The 18,495-nt window shown below is 66.4% G+C and carries 17 protein-coding genes and 2 pseudogenes; 11 read left to right on the forward strand and 8 right to left on the reverse strand.

The features are described 5' to 3' along the window. Positions 1-393: 393 nt before the first annotated feature. Both ACGI6K_RS07430 and ACGI6K_RS07435 read right to left on the reverse strand, forming a co-directional pair. Positions 394-849: pseudogene (locus ACGI6K_RS07430) on the reverse strand (hypothetical protein); the annotation flags it as partial. Between the two features lie 226 nt (positions 850-1,075). After that, positions 1,076-1,930, reverse strand: a complete 855-nt coding sequence (locus ACGI6K_RS07435) for a sulfurtransferase (RefSeq protein WP_376946815.1) — start codon at positions 1,928-1,930, stop codon at positions 1,076-1,078. A gap of 218 nt (positions 1,931-2,148) precedes the next feature. On the opposite strand from ACGI6K_RS07435, the gene rnd reads away from it, so the two are divergent. Together rnd and ACGI6K_RS07445 are read left to right on the forward strand one after the other, a co-directional pair. After that, the gene (rnd, locus tag ACGI6K_RS07440) at positions 2,149-3,276 is read left to right on the forward strand and encodes a ribonuclease D (RefSeq protein ID WP_376946817.1); all 1,128 of its coding nucleotides are present in this window, start codon (positions 2,149-2,151) and stop codon (positions 3,274-3,276) included. Then, the gene (locus tag ACGI6K_RS07445; protein ID WP_376946819.1) at positions 3,273-3,566 is read left to right on the forward strand and encodes a YcgL domain-containing protein; all 294 of its coding nucleotides are present in this window, start codon (positions 3,273-3,275) and stop codon (positions 3,564-3,566) included. The genes rnd and ACGI6K_RS07445 overlap by 4 nt, the downstream gene beginning before the upstream one ends. A gap of 77 nt (positions 3,567-3,643) precedes the next feature. Here ACGI6K_RS07445 and ACGI6K_RS07450 read toward each other — a convergent pair. Continuing rightward, positions 3,644-4,289, reverse strand: a pseudogene (locus ACGI6K_RS07450) (FadR/GntR family transcriptional regulator). On the opposite strand from ACGI6K_RS07450, the gene ACGI6K_RS07455 reads away from it, so the two are divergent. The 3 genes from ACGI6K_RS07455 (at position 4,185) to ACGI6K_RS07465 (ending at position 6,948) form a co-directional block, all read left to right on the forward strand. Continuing rightward, positions 4,185-4,634, forward strand: a complete 450-nt coding sequence (locus ACGI6K_RS07455) for a YcgN family cysteine cluster protein (RefSeq protein WP_376946821.1) — start codon at positions 4,185-4,187, stop codon at positions 4,632-4,634. The pseudogene ACGI6K_RS07450 and the gene ACGI6K_RS07455 sit on opposite strands and share 105 nt — an antisense overlap. 100 nt (positions 4,635-4,734) lie before the next feature. Then, positions 4,735-5,976 carry a hypothetical protein gene (locus ACGI6K_RS07460; RefSeq protein WP_376946823.1) on the forward strand — a complete coding sequence of 414 codons (1,242 nt, stop codon included), beginning with the start codon at positions 4,735-4,737 and terminating at the stop codon, positions 5,974-5,976. A gap of 102 nt (positions 5,977-6,078) precedes the next feature. Further along, on the forward strand, positions 6,079-6,948 hold the full coding sequence (locus ACGI6K_RS07465) for a YihY/virulence factor BrkB family protein (protein ID WP_376946825.1): 870 nt from the start codon (positions 6,079-6,081) through the stop codon (positions 6,946-6,948). A 175-nt stretch (positions 6,949-7,123) separates the two neighbouring features. On the opposite strand, the gene ACGI6K_RS07470 is transcribed toward ACGI6K_RS07465, so the two are convergent. Beyond that, a complete protein-coding gene (locus tag ACGI6K_RS07470) occupies positions 7,124-9,172 on the reverse strand; it encodes a S9 family peptidase (RefSeq protein WP_376946827.1) in 2,049 nt (682 codons plus the stop codon). 104 nt (positions 9,173-9,276) lie between these two features. Here ACGI6K_RS07470 and ACGI6K_RS07475 point away from each other — a divergent pair, with 104 nt between their 5' ends. Both ACGI6K_RS07475 and ACGI6K_RS07480 read left to right on the forward strand, forming a co-directional pair. Then, positions 9,277-9,723: a hypothetical protein gene (locus ACGI6K_RS07475; protein ID WP_376946829.1), complete on the forward strand. Its 447-nt coding sequence runs from the start codon at positions 9,277-9,279 to the stop codon at positions 9,721-9,723. A 34-nt stretch (positions 9,724-9,757) separates the two neighbouring features. Further along, the gene (locus tag ACGI6K_RS07480) at positions 9,758-10,531 is read left to right on the forward strand and encodes a class II glutamine amidotransferase (protein ID WP_376946831.1); all 774 of its coding nucleotides are present in this window, start codon (positions 9,758-9,760) and stop codon (positions 10,529-10,531) included. A gap of 297 nt (positions 10,532-10,828) precedes the next feature. On the opposite strand, the gene ACGI6K_RS07485 is transcribed toward ACGI6K_RS07480, so the two are convergent. Continuing rightward, positions 10,829-12,007, reverse strand: coding sequence for a vWA domain-containing protein (locus ACGI6K_RS07485; protein WP_376946833.1), 1,179 nt, complete (start codon positions 12,005-12,007; stop codon positions 10,829-10,831). A 63-nt stretch (positions 12,008-12,070) separates the two neighbouring features. Then, complete coding sequence (locus ACGI6K_RS07490) at positions 12,071-12,916, reverse strand: AAA family ATPase (RefSeq protein WP_376946835.1); 846 nt, start codon at positions 12,914-12,916, stop codon at positions 12,071-12,073. 169 nt (positions 12,917-13,085) lie between these two features. On the opposite strand from ACGI6K_RS07490, the gene cysK reads away from it, so the two are divergent. The 3 genes from cysK to ACGI6K_RS07505 all read left to right on the forward strand — a co-directional run bounded on the left by cysK (position 13,086) and on the right by ACGI6K_RS07505 (position 15,104). Further along, positions 13,086-14,063 carry a cysteine synthase A gene (gene cysK / locus ACGI6K_RS07495; RefSeq protein WP_376946837.1) on the forward strand — a complete coding sequence of 326 codons (978 nt, stop codon included), beginning with the start codon at positions 13,086-13,088 and terminating at the stop codon, positions 14,061-14,063. Positions 14,064-14,245: 182 nt separating this feature from the next. After that, positions 14,246-14,383, forward strand: coding sequence for a PA1414 family protein (locus ACGI6K_RS07500; RefSeq protein ID WP_012701825.1), 138 nt, complete (start codon positions 14,246-14,248; stop codon positions 14,381-14,383). Positions 14,384-14,462: 79 nt separating this feature from the next. Next, on the forward strand, positions 14,463-15,104 hold the full coding sequence (locus ACGI6K_RS07505) for a tRNA-uridine aminocarboxypropyltransferase (RefSeq protein ID WP_376946840.1): 642 nt from the start codon (positions 14,463-14,465) through the stop codon (positions 15,102-15,104). On the opposite strand, the gene ACGI6K_RS07510 is transcribed toward ACGI6K_RS07505, so the two are convergent. Continuing rightward, the gene (locus ACGI6K_RS07510) at positions 15,070-15,474 is read right to left on the reverse strand and encodes a YbaN family protein (protein ID WP_376946842.1); all 405 of its coding nucleotides are present in this window, start codon (positions 15,472-15,474) and stop codon (positions 15,070-15,072) included. The genes ACGI6K_RS07505 and ACGI6K_RS07510 overlap by 35 nt on opposite strands. Positions 15,475-15,485: 11 nt before the next feature. Continuing rightward, a complete protein-coding gene (locus ACGI6K_RS07515) occupies positions 15,486-16,073 on the reverse strand; it encodes a YecA family protein (protein ID WP_012701822.1) in 588 nt (195 codons plus the stop codon). 241 nt (positions 16,074-16,314) lie between these two features. On the opposite strand from ACGI6K_RS07515, the gene recQ reads away from it, so the two are divergent. Next, on the forward strand, positions 16,315-18,438 hold the full coding sequence (gene recQ / locus ACGI6K_RS07520; protein ID WP_376946844.1) for a DNA helicase RecQ: 2,124 nt from the start codon (positions 16,315-16,317) through the stop codon (positions 18,436-18,438). Positions 18,439-18,495 lie beyond the last annotated feature (57 nt).

An 18,495-nucleotide genomic window follows, 5' to 3' on the forward strand; every position in this document is an offset into this window, starting at 1 on the left:
TTGCTGGATCGAGGTGGTCGACCGCTTTCGCTCGATGCTGCGTTGTCGCTTCGTTGCGCGGGTTTGTCCCACCGCGTCGCAGCGACATCGAGCGCGTATCGACCATTCAGGACGCCGGACTCGGCTGCCTGGGCGAACCGGCCTTGAGGGGGCATCGCGGCCTTTTGCCACGCGCGCGACAAGGCATGTTCGTCGAAAGCGCCAGCCCGGACGCGACGGCCCGAATACCGGTCGCACAAGCCATGACGCTCATGGCCTTATTGTTGGATTCATCGATTACCTCATCATCGACCCGGAGCGGGACACGAGGTTCACCGACGGCTGACGGATGGGGGGGCGTTTCTGCTCGGGACTGCTGCCCTGACCCGCTCCAACCGGCCCGGATCGCGCTGCGACGCAGCGCCGCCAGGCGTCCAGGAATTCCTCCGGCCGCCCTTCGGGATGGAACACGCGGCACCAGATCCGCGCCAAGCCCGGCAGGTCGTCGGCACTGGGCAGCGGCAGGGGCTGCGACTCCACCAGCAGCCAGGCGATGGCGGTGGCGTAGCGCAGGTTGACGGTCAGTTCCAGGTGCGGCGCGATCAGGAAGGCGTGCTGGCTGGCCAGGCCACGGACATGGCTGGCCAGGTCGGGGTTGCGGACCAGGTAATGGTCCCAGAGCTGCAGGTGGCTGGCGGCGCCGATGCCGTAGAGGCCGTATCCCTGTCGCTGGTGCAGGGCCTCGCCCAGGGCCGACTGGGTCGCCGCCGTGCCCAGCAGCAGGGCTTCGGCCGTTGCGGAAGGACGGCCGAGATAGAGCAGGGTCGGGCGGATCACGTATTTGCTCAGTTCGCTGGCTGCAATGCCCATGGTGCGTCTCGCAAGGATAAGGTGTCCGGCGGGATGTTCGGCCCGGGTGTACGTCTCGCCGGGAGCGGGGGACGGAGTCTATGGCGCTCCGCTGTCCGCTCGAGTTGAAGTGTAGTGCGATCTTTGGCTTGTAAACCCCTGTTCTGAAATTATTTTCATTTGGGCGGTCGCAGCCATATAGCAGCCGACGCTTAGGCCGGCCGCCGATAGGCTCCACAAGGCGGCTTCAATCCCCCGTGGCGACCGGTCTGGAGCGATCGGTCAGCCACTCGCTCCAAGAGCCGGCATAGAGCGGCGCCAGCGGGTAGCCGGCGAGGCTCAGGGCGAACAGGTTGTGGCAGGCGGTGACGCCCGAGCCGCAATAGGCCACCAGTTGTTCGACCGGGCGCTCACCGAGCAGGCCGGCGAAACGCGCGCGCAGTTCGTCGGCCGGCAGGAAGCGGCCATCGGTGCCGAGATTGTCGGTGAAGGGCGCGCAGCGGGCGCCGGGGATGTGTCCGGCGACCGGGTCGAGGGGCTCCACCTCGCCGCGGAAGCGGGGCAGGGCGCGGGCATCGAGCAGGGTCAGGCGCGCATCGCCGAGACGCGTCAGCAGGGCCTGCGCATCCACCAGCAGGCTGGCGTCGGGCTGGCCCCGGAAGGTGCCGGCCGCCGGCGCGGGCGGTTCGCCGCTCAATGGCAGGCCGGCGGCGCGCCAGGCGTTCAGGCCGCCGTCGAGGAGGAACACGCCGTCGCGCTTGCCGAGCCAGGCGAGCAGCCACCAGGCGCGGGCGGCGAAGGCACCGGGGCCGTCGTCGTAGAGCACCACCTGGCTGTCGTTGTCGATGCCCCAGGCGCGCAGGCGCTCGGTCAGCAGGGTTGGGTCGGGCAGCGGGTGGCGGCCGGTCACGCCCTTGTGCAGCGGGCCGGAGAGATCGCGCTCGAGGTCGGCGAAACGGGCGCCGGGGATGTGCGCCTCGGCGTAGCTGCGCGCGCCGTAGGCCGGGTCTTCGAGGGCGAAGCGGCAGTCGAGGATGCGCAGGTCCGGCTGGTCGAGGCGCTTTGCCAGTCGGGCGGGGTCGAGCAATTGCGCGTGGGACATGGGAACTCCTTGTCGTTCGCTGGGGACTGGCTGCGAGTCTGCGGTGCGCCGCGACAAACGCCAAGTCCGGCGCGCCATGCCGTTTGGCCGGGGAGCGGGGCGCTGGATATACTGCAGCCCTTCGGCGGCCGTGTGCCGCATTTCGCAGTACGGATGCTGCCGCGCCAGCGTCGCCCCGGCGCGACGCTGGCGCCGCGGTCAGTCAACAAGGAGCCTTCGTGGCCATCGACATTCACTGGATCCGCGACGATGCCAGCCTCGCCAGCTATTGCGCGCGTTGGCGGCAGTTGCCCTTCGTCGCCCTCGATACCGAATTCGTGCGGGTCGACACCTTCTATCCGCAGACCGGCCTAGTGCAGGTCGGCGATGGCCGCAGCGCCTATCTGATCGATCCGCTGGACATCGGCGACTGGCGGCCGCTGGCCGCTTTGCTGGAAGACCCGGCGGTGGTCAAGGTGCTGCACGCCTGCAGCGAGGACCTGGAGGTGCTGCTGCGCCTGACCGGCAGCCTGCCGTTGCCGCTGTTCGATACCCAGTTGGCCGCCGCCTACCTGAACCTCGGCTTTTCCATGGGCTATTCCCGGTTGGTGCAGGCGGTGCTGGGCATCGAGCTGCCCAAGGGCGAGACCCGCTCCGACTGGCTGCAGCGTCCGCTGAGCGAGCTGCAGATCCGCTATGCCGCCGAGGATGCGGTGCACTTGGCGGAACTCTACGTTGCGCTCGGCGCGCGACTGGCGGAGGACAAGCGCGCCTGGACCCTGGAGGACGGCGCCGAGCTGGTCGCCAACCTGCGCCGCGAGGTGCTGCCCGAGGAGCTTTACCGCGAAGGCCGCCTGGCCTGGAAGCTGAGCTGCCAGCAACTGGCCGTGCTGCGCGAGCTGTACGCCTGGCGCGAGCGCGAGGCGCGCCGGCGCGACCAGCCGCGTAACCGCATTCTGCGCGAGAACAGCCTGTGGCCGTTGGCGCGCTACCAGCCGACCGATCTGGTCGGCCTCGGCCGCATCGAAGACATGCACCCGCGCACCGTGCGCCAGGACGGCGAGACCCTGCTCCGCCTGATCCGCGAAAGCGGCGCGACGCCGCCGGAGCGCTGGCCCGAGCCCTTACCCGAGCCGCTGCCGATGGAAGCCTCGGGACTGCTCAAGAGGCTGCGCGCGGTCGGCCAGGCCGAGGCCGCACGTCTGCAGATCGCCCCGGAACTGGCGCTGCGCAAAAAGACCCTCGAAGCTTTGCTGAAAAGCGGCTTTCCCAACGGCCCCTATCGGTTGCCCGACACGCTGCGCGGCTGGCGTCGCGAGCGGATGGGCCAGACCCTGCTCGATTGCCTCGGCGGAGAACGACCATGAAATGCATCTGTTCCATCTACAAGAGTCCGCGGCGCCGGGAGATGTATCTGTACGTGGCGAAGAAGGACGCCCTGTCGCGGGTACCCGAAGGCCTGCTGGCGGCCTTCGGCACGCCGCAGCACGCCTTCGACCTGGTGCTCACGCCCGAGCGCAGGCTGGCCCGCGAGGACATCCACAAGGTACTGGAGAACCTCGAGAAGCAGGGCTATCACCTGCAGATGCCGCCACCGGAGGAGGAATACGTCGAGCATCTGCCGGACGAGCTGCTGCGGATGAACGACCCGGTCTGAGCCGGGCGACCCTTCCAGGCGGCCGACCGCTTCCGACTTCTTCCTCTTCTTTGCGCCGGCCGCTGTCGGCGCGGCATTCACTCGTCCGGCGCGAAGCGTTCGCGGCCGTTGCTCGGGTAGGTCCATATGGCGGCTCGCGCCGCGTTCGGGTCCTGGCGGCGGATGGCCTCGTGCTCCAGGTTGGCCAGATAGCCGAGTCGGGCCAGTTCCTTGCCGTTCCGCTCGCCGGAGTCGATCCGGTTGTGGGGGGGCGGGGCGTCGCCCAAATGGCGCATGATCTCGCCGAAATAGGGATTGCCGGTGGCTTCGGCGATCAGCAGGTGGAAGCGCCGGTCCGCCTCCACGCGGCTTCGTGCGCCGGCCAGCGTGTCCTGATAGTCGTCCAGCGCCTGGCGCATCGCCGCCAGTTGCTCTTCAATGCGCCGCCGGGCGCCCAGGGCGACCGCCTGGCTTTCCAGGCCCAAGCACAGCTTTAGGACTTCGCGCAGCCATGGAGAAGATTGCCGCGGGCGCGGCGGCCTTCTCCGGATCATGACTGCCCGCCGCGCCGCTCTTGGCCGTAGATCCGGCACTGGGTAGACTTCTAGCCCTTTTTCGGTACAGGTGGCGGTGTTCCCCATGGCGGCGAAAGTCGAACCCTTCTGGAAGCGCAAGACCCTCGACCGGCTCGATGCCGAAGAGTGGGAGTCGCTGTGCGACGGCTGCGGCCTGTGCTGCCTGCAGAAGCTCGAGGACGAGGAGGACGGCAGCGTCTACTACACGCGCATCGCCTGTCGCCTGCTCGACCTGGAGACCTGCCGCTGCCGCGATTACGCCAACCGCCGCCGCTCGGTTCCGGACTGCATCCAGCTCACCGCGGCCCAGGCCGGCGAATTCCAGTGGCTGCCGCCGACCTGTGCCTACCGCCTGCTCGCCGAGGGCGAGGACCTGCCGCTCTGGCACCCGCTGATCTGCGGCGATCCCCAGGCGGTGCACCGCGAGCGAATCTCCCGGGCCGGACGCATGCTCAGCGAGACCGCGGTGGCCGAGGACGACTGGGAAGAGCATCTGATCTTCCGCGCCGGCTGAGCCTCGTATGGGTGGGTAGGCGGGTTTCGTTCGTCTACTTCCCCTGGCGTCCAGCCTGCCGGCACACTTGCTCCGTTCGTCCCGCCGAGGAGTTTTGCCCATGTCCGCCTGTCCGCGTTTGCCGCTCTGTGCTGTCCTGCTGATCGCGTCCGTTCCGTCCTGGGCGGCGAACAAGGTCGATCTGGACTACCACGTGCGTTTCCTGCCGGAGCGCGACCAGGCCGAGGTACGCCTGACCCTGGAGCAGGGCAGCGCGGTCCGCAGCCTGCGCTTCGATCTGGGCGACCAGGGCCGCTACAGCGATTTCCAGGCCGACGGGCAGTGGCAGCAGGAGGAGCCCGGCAGCGGCGTCTGGCGGCCGGCCGAGGGCAGGAGCAGCCTGAGCTACCGGGTACGGGTCAACCATACGCGCGCCTCCTCTAGGCGTTTCGATGCGCGGATGACCGGGAACTGGGCGCTGCTGCGCGGCGACGATCTGGTGCCCAGCGCCCATCTGGATCAGCAGGACGGCGTGGAGCTGGTGGCGCGCCTGGAGTTCGAGCTGCCAGAGGGCTGGACGGGCGTCGAGACCGGCTGGCCGCGCATCGGCAGGAACCGTTTTCGCATCGACAACCCGGCGCGCCGCTTCGACCGGCCGACCGGCTGGCTGCTCGCTGGCCAGCTCGGTACCCGGCGGGCGATCCTGGGCGGCAGCGAGGTCAGTGTGGCGGCGCCGCTCGGCGAGGGCGTGCGGCGAATGGACATCCTGACCCTGCTGACCTTCGTCTGGGAAGAGTACCGGACGGTATTCCTGCGCGCGCCCGGCAAGCTGCTGGTGGTCGGCGCCGGCAACCCGATGTGGCGTGGCGGCCTGTCGGCCCCCAACTCCCTGTACCTGCACGCCGATCGTCCGCTGGTCAGCGAGAACGGGACTAGTCCCTTGCTACACGAACTGGTGCACGTGTTCGCCCGGATTCGCGACACCGATGCGAGCGACTGGATCAGCGAGGGGCTGGCCGAGTACTACGCCATCGAACTGCTGCGCCGTGCCGGCGGTCTCGCCGAGGATCGCTACGAGCGGATCTATCGGCAACTGGAGCACTGGAGCCGCGAGGTCGGCAGCCTGCGCGGCGAGCGGGTCGGCGGTCCGGTCACCGCACGCGCCGTGCTCCTGCTGCGGGCGCTCGACGCGGAGATCCGCGCGCGCAGCGAGAACCGCCATTCGCTGGACGATGTGGTGCACGGGCTGATTCGCATGGAGCGGGTTAATACCGACGACTTCGTCGCGCTCAGCGAGAACCTCATGGGCGGCGAGTCGCGGGTGCTGGATACGCCTCTGCTGGCGCCTGGGGCCGGGCGATAAAGCGCGGGGTCATGCCTCTCCCGGCCCGCCGCCGGTCGGGCCATGGGCACTGACGGGGGAGCGATCCGTCTATTTCCAGAGGGCTCGGAGGGAGGCGACGACATGCATCTGCTGGATTTGCGAGGTATGGGACTGGTCGAGGTCCTCAAGTGCACGGTGAAGGACTTCATGGATGACGAAATGCCGACCTATGCCTCGGCGCTGGCCTTCCAGATGCTCTTTTCCCTGTTTCCCTTCCTGCTGTTCCTGATTGCCCTGATCGGTTTTCTCGACCTGCAGAAATTCTTCGACTGGCTACAGCAGCAGGCGGCCCTGTTGCTGCCAGCGCAGGCGATGAGTACGGTCAACTCGGTCATCGCCCAGTTCCAGCGGGAGCGCGCCGGGCTGTTCTCGCTGGGCATAGTGGCCGCCCTGTGGACCGCCTCGGCCGGCGTGCGCTCGACCATGCAGGCGATGAACAAGGCCTACGACGTCGCGGAGAGCCGTCCGGCCTGGAAGCGCATTCCCCTCTCGGTGCTCTATACCGTCGGCATCGCCCTGATGCTGCTGAGCGCCGCCGGCCTGATGCTCATCGGACCCGAGGTGATGACCTGGCTGGCCGGCTGGGTGGGGCTGGAGCAACTGATCGTCACCCTCTGGACCTGGCTGCGCTGGCCGGTGGCGATACTGCTGCTGATCCTGGCGGTGGCCATGATCTATTACGTGGCGCCGGATGTGGAGCAGCGCTTCCGTTTCATCACCCCAGGCTCGGTGCTGGCGGTGCTGGTCTGGATCGCGACCTCGCTCGGCTTCGGCTTCTACGTGGGCAACTTCGGCAACTACGACGCCACCTACGGCAGCGTCGGCGCGGTCATCGTCATGCTGCTGTATTTCTTCATCTCCGCGGCGGTACTGCTGTTCGGTGCGGAGCTGAACGCGGTGATCGAGCATCACCACCCGGAGGGCAAGGATCCCGGAGAGAAGAAGCTCTGAGCCTCGCTCCTTTCGGGGACAATCTTTCAAGGTCTTGCCCAGAGCAGCGAGGCCGATGACTCCGCGGTGAGAGCGAATTCATGCGGATGTTTTTGCCTGGCGCAACCTCAATCGCAAATGAATCCGCTTTTCGCCGGCAAGCCGCCGGAGCCTTTGCCAAGGCTGGCCCCTGGTCTCAGACCTGGCCGAGCACCTTGAGCAGGAAGGCGTATTCCAGCGCCACGTCCCTGAGTCCCTGATAGCGTCCGCTCATGCCGCCGTGGCCGGCGCCGAACTCGGTCTTCAGTAGCAGCAGGTTGGCGTCGGTCTTGCTGGCGCGCAGCCTGGCCACCCACTTCGCCGCCTCCCAGTACTGCACCCGGCTGTCGTGGTAGCCGGCCACCGCGAGGATCGCCGGGTAGGCCTGGGCGCGCACGTTCTCGTAGGGGGCGTAGGCCGCGATCCGGGCATGAACCTCGGGATCGCGCGGATCACCCCACTCGTCGTACTCGGTGACGGTTAGCGGCAACTCGGGGTTGTGCATGGTGTTCAACACATCGACGAAGGGCACTTCGGCGATCGCCGCGGCGAACAGCTCCGGACGCCGGTTGAGCACGGTGCCGATCAGCAGGCCGCCAGCGCTGCCGCCGCTGATCGCCAGCCGGTCGGCGCAGGTGAGGCCCTCGGCGATCAGGTGCTCGGCCACGGCGATGAAGTCGCCGAAGGTGTTTTCCTTGTGTTCCAGCTTGCCGGCGCGGTACCAGGCCTCGCCCAGTTCGCCACCGCCGCGCACATGGGCGATGGCGAAGATGAAGCCGCGCTCCAGGAGACTCAGCCGGGCGTGGGAGAACCAGGGGTCGAGGCTCTCGCCATAGGCGCCGTAGCCGTAGAGATAGAGCGGAGCGGGGCGTTTTTGCCCGGCGCCTCGGAGGATATCGCGGCGGGCGACCAGGCTGAGCGGGATGCGCGTGCCGTCGGCCGCCTCGGCCCAGAGCCGCAGACTGAGGTAGTCGTCGGCGTCGAAGGGGCCTTCCACCGGGGTTTCCTTGAGCACTCGCTGGGCGCCGCTGGCCAGGTCCAATTGGCGGATCTGCGCTGGGCGGTTGAGCGCCTCGTAGCGCAGGCGGATCACCGGGCTGTCGAATTCCAGGATGTCCTGCACGTCCAGGCTGTAGGCGGCGTCCGGCAGTTCGACGCGGTAGGGCGTGGCCCCGGCCGGGTGCACCTCGACGATCGGCAGGCCCTGCTCGCGCAGGCTGAGGACGAAGCCCGCGGCGTTCAGGCTGAGGTCCTCGATCATCCGCGCCGCGTCGTGAGCGATCCGCAGCCGCCAGTGCTCGCGCCCCGGCGCACCCTCGGGGGCCTGGTAGACGGCGAATTCGATGCCGTCCTGGTTGCTGCGGATCAGCCAGCCCCAGTCGCCGTCGATGCGCCCGTGGTCGGGGTAGTACTCGTGGCCCTCCTGGCGCGGCGCTAGGCAGACGAAGGCTTCCTGCGGGCGTTCGGCATCTAGCGCCCAGGCCTCGCAGGTGGTCTTGCTGCTGCTCAAGAGGAGCAACTGGCGCTCGGAGCTGGCGCGGTAGCAGTGGATGAAGAAGCGTCCGTCCGGTTCGTTGAACACCAGTTCGGCCTCGTCGTCGCCGAGCCGGTAGCGGTACAGCCTGTGCGGGCGCTGGGTGTCGTCCAGTTCGGCGAAGAACAGCGTCCGGCTGTCGTTGGCCCAGGTCATGCTGCCGTCGCAGTCCTGGAAGGGCAATTCGTGCAGCACACCGCTGTCCAGCTCCTTGACGAACAGCCGGTAGATCTCGTCGCCGCTGCTATCCAGGCTGTAGGCAAGGCAACGGTGGTCGGGGCTGATCTCGAAGGCGCCGAGCGACAGGTAGCCACCGTCGGCCAGGGCGTTGGGATCGAGCAGCAGTTCCTCGCGGCTGGCGTCGGTCCGTAGCGAGCCGTCCGCCAGGCGCGGGCAGCGGTAGTGGCGCGGGTATTCGTCACCGGCCGTGGTGCGCTGGTAGTAGAGCCAGGGTCCCCAGGGTACCGGCAGGGACAGGTCGGTTTCGCGGATGCGGTTTTTGATCTCCTGGAACAGGCTCTCGCGCAGCGCGCCGACATCCGCGAGCTCGGCCTCCAGGTAAGCGTTCTCCGCCTCCAGATAGGCAAGCACCTGTGAATCGTCGCGCTGCTCCAGCCAGCGGTAGGGGTCGGCAGAATGGCTCTCGATTGAGGCGATAGGGGGTTGCGGCATGGTAGCTCCTGGCGGCTGGCAGCCGACGGCGCGACTTCCGGCAGTGGCGTCGCGGCGGGGAAATGTCGTTATGATAAGCACCCTTCCGCCAGTCTCACACCGCCATGATCGACAACGACTATTTGCTTGCCTGGATTGTCTACGGCATCGCCGCGCTGGGTTGCCTGCTGGTCTGGTTCCGCCTGACCCGCTGGATGTGGCGCGGGCTGTACGAGCCTTTGCGAGTGCTCATGGCGGTGCTGCTGCTGGCTCCGACCATCGTCGATCCGGGCGAGGGGCTATTCGCGCCGGCCATCGCTGTCACCGTCCTCGACCTGCTGTTCGGCGTCGACAGCACCGCCTGGCGCGCGGTGGCTGATCTGGCGCTGTACGGGATGGTCGGTATGGCCTTGTATCTGTCGCTGATCGGAGGGCGCTGGCTGTTGCTGCGCCGGCGGGGCGTGCTCGACGCCGCGCCGACGGGCGCTGGCGAGGAGCCGGCGGTGCGCGCGCCGGTGAGGCGTGGCGAAGCCGGCGGGACGCAAGGCCTGCGCGCCGGCCGGCGTTTCTGAAACCGGTCCGAGTCGTCTGCGAGGAACCCCCGCGATGTGCGAACTGCTCGGCATGAGCGCCAACGTTCCGACCGATATCGTCTTCAGCTTCACTGGCCTGATGCAGCGCGGCGGGCGCACCGGACCGCACCGCGACGGCTGGGGCATCGTCTTCTACGAGGGGCGTGGCGTGCGGCTGTTCCAGGATCCGGCGGCGAGCGCCGATTCCGAAGTGGCCCGGCTGGTGCAGCGCTATCCGATCAAGAGCGAACTGGTCATCGGCCACATCCGCCAGGCCAACGTCGGGCGCATCTGCCTAGCCAATACCCATCCCTTCGTGCGCGAACTCTGGGGCCACAACTGGTGCTTCGCCCATAACGGCCAACTGGCGGATTTCCAGCCGCCGATGGGGTTTTACCGGCCGGTGGGCGACACCGACAGCGAGCGGGCTTTCTGCGACCTGCTCAACCGGGTGCGGCAGGCCTTTCCCGAACCGGTGGCGGAGCGGGAGCTGTTGCCGGTCCTGGTGAAAGCCTGCGACGAGTACCGTGCCAAGGGCGTGTTCAACTGCCTGCTGGGCAACGGCGACTGGCTGTTCAGCTTCTGCAGCACCAAGCTGGCGGAGATCACCCGCCGTTCGCCCTTCGGCCCGGCGCGGCTGAAGGACGCCGACCTGACCGTGGACTTCCAGGCCGAGACGACGCCGGACGACGTGGTGACGGTACTGGCCACCGAGCCCTTGACCGCCAACGAAACCTGGATCGCCCACCAGCCGGGCGAGTGGACGCTGTGGCGGATGGGCGAGTGCATCGCCCGCGGCAGGGTTTAGGGCGTGTCATCAGTTGTTTCCCCGGTTGCGTTGCTGTCGGAAATGGGGCCAGGTCGGGCCGCGTTCGGCAAGGCGCAGCCTTTGGCAATGGTCATTCCCTTGCCAAGGCTGCAACGCCGCATGGCCCCATTTCCGGCGCAACCTAGGCGGCCCCACCCGTAGGGACGGGCCTGTTTTGGCACAGTGCGGCGTTGCTCATCGTTCGTTTGGAATGACCAAACTTCTCTCCTCGCGCCTTGCCCTGTGTCAGAACAGGCTCGTCGCAACGCGGAAAAAATTGATGACACGCCCAAAGCATCATTTGGCCAGATAGCGCATGCCTTCTTCCAGCCCGCTCAGGGTCAGGGGATACATGCGCTGCCCGACCAGGTCGCGGACGATCCGTATCGAGCTGCCGTGGTCCCAGGCATGTTCGGGGGACGGGTTGATCCAGATGAGCTTGCGGTAGGTCTGCGTGAAACGCTGCATCCAAGCCAGGCCAGGCTCCTCGTTCCAATGCTCGACGCTGCCGCCGGGCTGGAGGATCTCGTAGGGGGACATGGAGGCGTCGCCGACGAACACCACCTTGTAGTCCGGGCCGTACTTGTGCAGCAGATCGTGGGTCGCGATGCGCTCGGAGTGGCGCCGGCGGTTGTCCTTCCACAGGCTTTCGTAGATGAAGTTGTGGAAGTAGTAGTGCTCCAGGTGCTTGAACTCGCTGCGGCAGGCGGCGAACAGTTCCTCGCAGACTTTCACGTGGGCATCCATCGAGCCGCCGATGTCCAGCAGCAGGAGCAGCTTCACGCTGTTGTGCCGTTCCGGGCGCAACTGGATGTTGAGCAAACCGGCGTCGCGCGCGGTGTGGGCGATGGTGGCGTCGAGGTCGAGTTCCTCGGCGGCACCTTGGCGGGCGAAGCTGCGCAGGCGGCGCAGCGCCATCTTCAGGTTGCGCGTGCCGAGTTCGACCTGGTCGTCGAGGTTGCGGTATTCGCGTTGTTCCCAGACCTTGACCGCCTTGCCCCGGCGCTCGCCGGCCTCGCCGATGCGGATGCCCTCGGGGTTATAGCCGCCCGAGCCGAAGGGGCTGGTGCCGCCAGTGCCGATCCATTTGTTGCCGCCGGCGTGCCGTTCCTGCTGTTCCGCCAGTCGCTTTCTGAAGGTTTCCAGCAGCTTCTCGAGGCCGCCCAGGGACTGGATCTGCGCCTTTTCCTCGTCGCTCAGTTGGCGCTCGAATTCCTTGCGCAGCCACTGCTCGGGGATCAGCGCCTCGAGCAGGTCGTCGAGGTTTTCCAAGCCCCGGAAGTAGGCGGCGAAGGCCCGGTCGAACTTGTCGAAGTACCGTTCGTCCTTGACCAGAATGGTACGGGCGAGGAGATAGAAGGCGTCCATATCGGCGAACACCAGCCGCCGTTCGAGCGCCTCGATCAGCTCGAGCAGTTCGCGCAGCGAGACCGGTATCCTGGCCGCGCGCATTTCGTTGAACAGGTTGAGCAGCATGGCGGCAGCCTCGCTATCTGTCTATCGAGCCGTCGGATCGTTTGCTCGCGGATGGCGTGACGCTCAGCGGGTCCCGCGGCGTGCCATGAATGCCAGGCGCTCCAGTAGTTGCGTGTCCTGCTCGTTCTTCACCAGGGCGCCGGCCAGCGGCGGGATGGCCTTGGCCGGGTCGCGCTCGCGCAGCGCGACCAGGTCGATGTCGTCGGCCAGCAACAGCTTCAGCCAGTCGACCAGCTCGGAGGTGGAGGGTTTTTTCTTCAGTCCGGGAATCTGCCGCACGTCGAAGAACACGTCCAGCGCCTCGGCCACCAGTTCGCCCTTGATGCCGGGAAAGTGCACGTCGACGATCTGCTGCAGCGTCTCGCGGTCGGGGAAGGCGATGTAGTGGAAGAAGCAGCGGCGTAGGAAGGCGTCGGGCAGTTCCTTCTCGTTGTTCGAGGTAATGACCACGATCGGTCGCTGGCGGGCCCTGACCGTTTCGCCGGTTTCGTAGACGAAGAACTCCATGCGGTCGAGTTCCTGCAGCAGGTCGTTGGGGAACTCGATGTCGGCCTTGTCGATCTCGTCGATCAGCAGGACCACCCGCTCCTCGGCTTCGAAGGCTTCCCACAGCTTGCCCTTGCGCAGGTAGTTGCGCACGTCGTGGACCTTGTCCACGCCCAGTTGCGAATCGCGCAGGCGGCTCACCGCATCGTACTCGTAGAGGCCCTGCTGGGCCTTGGTGGTGGATTTGATGTGCCAGGCGATCAGCCGGGTGCCGAGCGATTGAGCCAGTTGCTCGGCTAGCAAAGTCTTGCCGGTGCCAGGCTCGCCTTTGACTAGCAGGGGACGTTGCAGGGTGATGGCAGCGTTGACGGCGAGCCTAAGACTGTCGCTGGCCACGTAGGTGGAAGTGCCCTGGAACTTCATCGTGAATCCTCGCATGGAATGGTGCCGGTGCGCGTCGGTCCGTGGTGATCGGACCAGGAGCCGACTATAACCAAGTGTGAGCGTCGCTGCAGGCGTGATGGGGTCTGGACGACGCCAGCACGGCGACTTAGGCTTGCCCATCTTTCTGGCATTCAACAGGGAAAGCGCCATGAGCCGCATCTATGCCGACAACGCACAGTCCATCGGCAATACGCCGCTGGTTAAGATCAACCGCCTGGCCCCGCGGGGCGTGACCATCCTGGCCAAGATCGAGGGGCGCAACCCGGCCTATTCGGTCAAGTGCCGGATCGGCGCCAACCTGGTCTGGGACGCCGAGACCAGTGGACGTCTGAAGCCCGGCATGACCCTGGTCGAGCCGACTTCGGGCAATACTGGCATCGGCCTGGCCTTCGTCGCTGCGGCGCGCGGCTACAAGCTGATCCTCACCATGCCGGCATCGATGAGCCTGGAGCGGCGCAAGGTGCTCAAGGCGCTAGGTGCCGATCTGGTGCTCACCGAGGCGGCCAAGGGCATGAAGGGCGCCATCGAGAAGGCGACCGAGATCGCCGCCTCCGATCCCAGGCTGTACTTCATGCCGCAGCAGTTCGACAACCCAGCCAACCCGGAGATCCACGAGAAGACCACCGGCCCGGAGATCTGGAACGACACCGACGGCGCCGTGGACGTGCTGGTCGCCGGAGTCGGTACCGGTGGCACTATCACCGGGGTGTCTCGCTACATCAAGCAGACCTGTGGCAAACCGCTGCTCTCGGTGGCCGTCGAGCCGGCCGGCTCGCCGGTGATCAGCCAGACCCTGGCCGGCGAGGAAGTCAAGCCGGCGCCGCACAAGATCCAAGGCATTGGCGCCGGTTTCGTGCCGAAGAACCTGGACCTGACCTTGGTCGACCGGGTCGAGCGGGTCACCGACGACGAGGCCAAGGACATGGCCTTGCGCCTGATGCGCGAGGAGGGCATCCTCTGTGGGATCTCCTGCGGTGCGGCCATGGCTGCCGCCGTGCGGCTGGCCGAGCACGAGCCCGCGCTGCAGGGCAAGACCTTTGTGGTGATCCTACCCGACTCGGGCGAGCGTTACCTGTCGAGCATGTTGTTCGAGGGGCTGTTCAGCGAGCAGGAACTGACCCAGTAAGGTGCGGCGGGCGCTGCTTTCGTCGTATATCCCGGCGAAGCGGCGCGGTTCTGCCGGTGTCTTTTTGATACGAGTCAGACCGTAAGGACGAAACAGCGGCTATTCTGGAGACAAGGATGGCATGGGTTGCCCATGCAACGGCTGTCCGAAAGCCCCACTTGGTTGTAACCGGAGGACTGGTCATGAACGCTTGGCTCAATCGTTTGCTCACCGATCTTGCTACCTTGTTCGGTCTGGATGCCGCCGGGCGCATGCAGCCCATTCCCCTGGAAAGCGACGAACGTCGTCGTCTGGCCGAGGAGCGGGCACGCCGCCGCTGATCGCTGATTTGACAGGGCGCCCTGTTTCGTTTTTCCGTCCCGTCCGGGTTGTGGCAGACTTCTCCGCCGAGGAGAGTCCATGTCGCGTTCCCGCTGTCCCCGTTGTACGCGCCCGCTGGGCCATTGTCTGTGCGCGCTCGTCCCCCGCCTGTCCAGCCGCACTCGGGTGCTGATCCTGCAGCATCCGGGCGAGGCTTCCCATGCTCTGAACACCGCCCGTCTAGCTGCCTTGGCCCTGGACAATGGCGAGTTGCGGGTCGGCGAAACCTTCCCCGAACTGGAGGCGGAGCTGGCGCATGCTTCCCGGCGCAGTTGCCTGCTGTTTCCCGGTACGGGAGCCATGCCGCTGGCCGAACTGGCGCGCGACGGGGCGCCCCTGCAACTGGTCGTGCCGGACGGCACTTGGCGCAAGGCCCGCCGGCTGCTTCATCTCAATCCGCAATTGGCGGCTATGCCGCGGGTCGCCCTGCCGGAGGGCCTGTCGTCGCGCTACCGGTTGCGCAAGGCGCCGATGGTGGGAGCATTGTCGACCATCGAAGCGATCGTCTGCGCCCTGAACCTTCTCGAGGGGGCCGGGCGCTTCGATGCCATGCTGCGGCCTTTCGAGGCGCTGATCGAGGGACAGATAGCGGCCATGGGAGAGACGGTCTATCGACGCAATCATGAGGGCGATCCGGCGGCCCCGATCAGTCCTTCCGCACCGGCCGGGTCTTCTGCCTGAGGATATAGATCGTGACCAGGGTGGCACTGACCAGCATGAAGAGGCGTGCCGGCAACAACGGAATCAGATAGCAGGACAGCAGGATACTCGTCCACATCAGGCCGACCGCGTAGACCTTGCCTTTGAGAGGAATGCCTTCGCCATCCAAGTAATCGCGGATCCAGGGGCCCAGGCGGGGATGGTCGATCAGCCAGAAGTAGAAGCGCCGCGAGCTGCGCATGAAGCAGGCGGCGGCCAGCAGCAGGAAAGGCGTGGTCGGCAACAGCGGCAGGAAGATGCCGATCACTCCCAGTGCCAGGCTGAGCAGGCCCGCCGCCTGCAGGGCATGGCGCACCAGGCGGGACTGGCTCTCGCGGACGATCTGCCTCATTCCGCTCCCTCTCAGTTGGGACGCGGTTTGAGCAGCGCCGGTTTTTCCTCGGGAGCGTGGCAGAGCAAAAACAGCGCGGTGAGCAGGTCCGGGATTTGCTGGATCATTTCGTCCACCAGCTTGCGGTCATGGGCGATTTCCGCGAAGTCCGGCTGATCCTCGAACAGGCCCGAGCCGATCATGATCGGCAGCAGCAGTTCGCTGACTTCTTCCTCGGCTTCCTCGAACCACGCTTCCTCGCGCAGGAACACCCCTTCCATGAAACCGATGCACCAGCCGCGCAGGTCGGAGTCGTCGGGATCGTCGCCCAGGTCGAGTTCGCAAGGCAACTCGGGCTCCTCGTCGCTGGCCAGTTGACGGGCGATATGAGCCTTAAGCAGGACTAGCGTGGATTCGACCTCTTCCTGCTCAAGGTCGCTGCGGTAATGCGGCGGTTCGGCGAACAAAGCGTCGATCCATTCGTGCTCGGGCACGGGGTTCGGACAGATCGACAGTGCCGTCAGATAGCCGTGGGCGGCGACGTAGTCCAACGCCTCTTCATGCAGATCGTCGGCGTCGAGAAAGGCTTGCAGGCGGGACAATTGCTCGGCGAAGGACATGGCGCGACTACCTTGAGGGTTCGGGAGGCTGGATTTTAGCCCGGATAGCGCCCGGCGGCTTGCCGTTACGCGGTTTTTTTCATGGTCAGCCGCATGGGACGGGCATTCGGCTGATGTCCAAATGCGGGCGACGGCCGGGCAGTCACGTATAATACGGCGCTTCATGACGGCCCCGCCCAGAGCCGTGCGGTCGATTCAACCCGACGGGCCATCCGGCCTCGTTGCTCCGTCTGGAGTGTCCATGCTCGAACAGGCCCAGCGCATTCTCAAGGAAGTCTTCGGCTACGATGCGTTTCGTGGTGACCAGGCGGCGATCATCGAGCGCGTCGCTCGTGGCGGCGATGCCCTGGTGCTGATGCCGACCGGTGGTGGCAAGTCGCTTTGCTACCAAGTGCCGGCACTGTTACGCGAGGGGTTGGCGGTGGTGGTTTCGCCGCTGATCGCGCTGATGGAGGATCAGGTCGCCACCCTCGACGAACTGGGCGTGCCGGCGGTGGCGCTGAATTCCACGCTGAGCCTCGACGAGCAGCGCGAGATCGCCGAGCGGATCCGCCAGGGCGGGATCAAGCTGCTCTATCTGGCCCCGGAGCGTCTGGTGCAGCCGCGCATGCTGGCCTTTCTGCAGCGCCTGCCGATCGGCCTGTTCGCCATCGACGAAGCGCACTGCGTGTCCCAGTGGGGGCACGATTTCCGTCCCGAATACCTGCAACTCGGCCAACTCGCCGAACTCTTCCCACAGGTGCCGCGCATCGCCCTGACCGCCACGGCGGACAAGCGCACGCGCGAGGAAATCGTCCAGCGCCTGCATCTGGAAAACGCCGAGCGCTTTCTTTCCAGTTTCGACCGACCGAATATCTTCTACCGCATCGTCGCCAAGGATCAGCCGCGCAAGCAGTTGCTCGGCTTTCTCGCCGAGCGCCGCGGCGACGCCGGGATCGTCTACTGCATGTCGCGCAAGAAGGTGGAGGAGCTGGCCGCTTTCCTCTCCGAGCAGGGTTTTCCGACTCTGCCGTACCACGCCGGATTGTCCAACGAGCTACGCACCTTGCATCAGAAGCGCTTCCTCAACGAGGAAGGGCTGATCATGGTGGCGACCATCGCCTTCGGCATGGGTATCGACAAGCCCAACGTGCGCTTCGTCGCCCATCTCGACCTGCCCAAATCGCTGGAGGCCTATTACCAGGAAACCGGTCGGGCCGGGCGCGACGGCCTGCCGGCGGATGCCTGGATGGCCTATGGCCTGCAGGACGTCATCTTCCTCAAGCAGATGCTCAACAATTCCGAAGGCGACGAGCGGCACAAGCGCATCGAGCAGCACAAGCTCGACGCCATGCTGGCGTTGTGCGAGGAAACCCGCTGCCGCCGCCAGGCGCTGCTGGCTTATTTCGACGAGGAACTGGCCAAGCCCTGCGGCCACTGCGACAACTGCATCGACGGCGTGCAGACCTGGGATGCCACGGAGGCCGCCCGTCAGGCATTGTCGGCCATCTACCGCAGCGGCCAGCGCTATGGCGTCGGCCATCTGGTGGATATCCTGCTCGGCCGCGACAACGACAAGGTGCGCGGCCTGGGCCACCAGCATCTGTCGGTGTTCGGTGTCGGCAAAGCGCATGGCGAAGGGGAATGGCGCACCTTGTTTCGCCAGTTGGTCGCCCGCGGACTGGCCGATGTGGATCTGGATGGTTATGGCGGCCTGCGTCTGAACCAGGGCTGCCGGGCGCTGCTGCGTGGCGAAGTGCGCCTGGAGCTGCGCCGCGACCTCAAGCCGCAGGCGCCACGGCCGACGGCCAGCGCCGCCAGCCAATTGGTCCGGCACGACGAGCGCGAGCAGTGGGAGGCGCTGCGTACGCTGCGCCGCAGGCTGGCGGAAGAGCACTCGGTGCCGCCTTACGTGATCTTTCCCGATGCCACGCTGCTGGAAATGCTGCGCAGCCGGCCGCGCTCGCTGTCCGAGATGGCACGGGTCAATGGTGTCGGTGCACGCAAGCTGGAGCGCTATGGCGAGGCCTTCCTCGAGGTACTGAACAGGTCCGCGGGGGCGTTGAAACCGGTGACCGATCTGCGTCACGAATTGGTCAGTCTGGCGCGTGCCGGCATGACGCCGGCGCAGATCGCCCGTCAACTGGAATGCACCGAAAAGAATGTCTATAACCTGCTGGCCGAGGCCATCGTTCGTCGCCAGCTTACGCTCGAACAAGCCCTCGACCTGCCCGAGGAACTGCTGGGCGAGATCCATGACGCCTTTCTCGACGGCGATGGCGAGCTGCCGCCGGTCGCGGCGCTGGCCGAGCAGTTCGGCGAACGGGTACCGCAGGGCGTGCTGCATTGCGTGCGTGCGGCCCTGCAGGCCGAACTTGATCCTTGATCGGCGGCTCGTGAGCGGGCCGCTGTCGACATTCCCTGACTAAAAGTCGTGTGGCAT

Source organism: Azorhizophilus paspali (assembly GCF_043587585.2).
Lineage (GTDB): Bacteria > Pseudomonadota > Gammaproteobacteria > Pseudomonadales > Pseudomonadaceae > Azotobacter > Azotobacter paspali.